The sequence below is a fragment of the Pseudomonas sp. NBRC 111139 genome (genome assembly GCF_001753955.1).
Lineage (GTDB): Bacteria > Pseudomonadota > Gammaproteobacteria > Pseudomonadales > Pseudomonadaceae > Aquipseudomonas > Aquipseudomonas alloputida.
This window is the reverse complement of record NZ_BCBP01000139.1, coordinates 1-2,377: the sequence shown is the minus strand read 5'-3', so window position 1 is coordinate 2,377 and position 2,377 is coordinate 1. Positions and strand designations below refer to the sequence as shown.

The window sequence follows — 2,377 nt, the reverse complement described above, 5'->3', positions numbered from 1 at the left end:
GTAAGCGGCCAGCCAACACACCTTCAGAATCCCAGCATTAAGGGCGATGGTGTCCACCTAAAAATACGTGGACACCATCGCCCTTATCGCAAGGATCACCATGCGCCAGCGCACCTCTTATCCAAAACTGTTCAAAGCCCAAGTCGTCCAGGAATGTCTTCAACCTGACGTGTCGATAGCCAGCATCGCGCTGCGCCATGGCATCAATGCCAACCTGGTGCGCAAATGGATTCCGCTCTATCGTGACCGCCAACCTGACGCGTTACCTGCATTCGTGCCGCTGACGATGAAGCCTGAATCTGCGCAACCAACGTTGGCGCATATCGAAATTCCGTTCAAACAACACACACTCACAGTGACCTGGCCCACTGTCGATCCCGATGGCTGCGCCCGCTTCATTCGCGGCCTCGTCAAATGATCCGTATCGATACCATCTGGCTGGCCACCGAGCCCATGGACATGCGCGCCGGCACCGAAACGGCCTTGGCCCGTGTTGTCGCGGTCTTCGGTGCGGCGAAGCCGCACTGCGCTTATCTCTTCGCCAACCGTCGCGCCAACCGGATAAAGGTGCTGGTACATGACGGCGTTGGCGTGTGGCTGGCAGCACGCCGACTCAACCAGGGCAAATTCCACTGGCCGGGCATTCGTCACGGCGCTCAAGTGGAACTGGACAGAGAGCAACTTCAGGCGCTCATCGTGGGGTTACCTTGGCAACGCATGGGGGCCAACAGCACCATTACACGGCTTTAGTGCTTGCCATTGGCATAACCGCCAATCGCCGCCAGTGCGGTGCTCTGGCACAATTGGCGGCATGACTTCCTTACCCGACCTCGACCAACTGACTCCAGCAGAGCTGCGTGCGCTGCTTGAGCAGACGCTGACATTGCAGTCTCAAGTCGAGGCGATGAGTCGCAAGATCCAGAACGACAAAATCATCATCGAGCAACTCACGCACGAGATTGCCGTTCTCAAACGCCATAAGTACGCCAAGCGCAGCGAACAAATCAGCCCAGAGCAAGGCCGTCTGCTCGATGATTTGCTCAACGTCGACCTTGAGGCAATCGAAGCTGAGCTGAACGCACTTCATCCCGACCCGGCCCCAAAAGAGCCAAGCCAGAAGCCCAAGCGCGCACCACTGCCAGCACAGCTTCCGCGTACGGTTATCCGCCATGAACCCGACAACACCCAATGCGCGTGTGGCTGCGCGCTTCAACGCATCGGTGAAGATGTCAGCGAAAAGCTTGATTACACGCCAGGTGTATTCACGGTCGAGCAGCATGTACGTGGCAAATGGGCCTGCCGAGCTTGCGAAACCCTGATCCAGGCACCGGTTCCGGCACAAGTCATCGACAAAGGCATGCCCACCGCAGGCCTGTTGGCCCATGTGATGGTGGCCAAGTTCGCTGACCATCTGCCACTGTACCGGCAGGAAAAGATCTTTGGCCGCGCCGGCTTGGCCATTCCCCGTTCGACACTGGCCCGCTGGGTTGGGCAAACAGGTGTTCAGCTTCAACCATTGGTCGATGCACTGCGTGAAGCGGTGCTGGCGCAACCGGTCATCCATGCCGATGAAACACCGGTTCAGATGCTGGCACCGGGTGAAAAGAAAACCCATCGAAGTTATGTGTGGGCCTATAGCAGCACTACTTACGCAGAGCTGAAATCCGTGGTCTACGACTTCAGCCCGAGCCGTGCCGGCGAGCATGCGCGTAACTTCCTCGGCGACTGGCGCGGCAAGTTGGTGTGCGATGACTTTGCCGGCTACAAGGCCAGTTTCGAACAAGGCATCGTCGAGGTTGGCTGCATGGCCCATGCGCGCCGCAAGTTCTTTGACTTGCATGCGGCGAACAAGAGTCAGTTGGCCGAGCAGGCGCTTCTAACGATTGGTGCGCTCTACGAGGTCGAACGACAGGCCAAGGACATGAGCGAAGAAGACCGCCGACGAATACGTCAGCGGGATGCGGTTCCCATCGCTGAAAAACTGCATGACTGGATGCTGACCCAGCGCGAGCTGGTGCCAGAAGGCTCGGCCATCGCCAAGGCTCTCGATTACAGCTTGAAACGCTGGGTAGCACTGACGCGCTACCTGGACGACGGCGCCTTGCCCATCGATAACAACCACGTCGAGAACCAAATACGACCGTGGGCACTTGGACGTGCCAATTGGTTGTTTGCCGGGTCTCTGCGCAGTGGCAAGCGTGCGGCGGCGATCATGAGCCTGATTCAGTCCGCGCGCATGAATGGACACGATCCGTATGCCTACCTCAAGGACGTGCTGACACGACTGCCTACTCAACGGGCGAGCGAGATCGAGGCCTTGTTGCCGCATCAGTGGACGCCTGCTTAACGAGCGCAAGGTGTGTTCGCGGGTCGCTTA

Annotated in this window: 3 protein-coding genes; all 3 read left to right on the top strand. The window is 58.4% G+C overall.

The window, feature by feature from the left end; genetic code table 11:
* The first annotated feature begins 100 nt into the window (after positions 1–100).
* On the top strand, positions 101–418 hold the full coding sequence (locus BJQ17_RS29455; protein ID WP_060479360.1) for a transposase: 318 nt from the start codon (positions 101–103) through the stop codon (positions 416–418).
* Entirely contained in the window at positions 415–750 is a 336-nt protein-coding gene (tnpB, locus tag BJQ17_RS32360) for an IS66 family insertion sequence element accessory protein TnpB (RefSeq protein ID WP_020190109.1), read from the top strand. The genes BJQ17_RS29455 and tnpB overlap by 4 nt, the downstream gene beginning before the upstream one ends.
* A 61-nt stretch (positions 751–811) precedes the next feature.
* Entirely contained in the window at positions 812–2,347 is a 1,536-nt protein-coding gene (locus tag BJQ17_RS29445; RefSeq protein WP_060479362.1) for an IS66 family transposase, read from the top strand.
* The last annotated feature ends 30 nt before the right edge of the window (positions 2,348–2,377 follow it).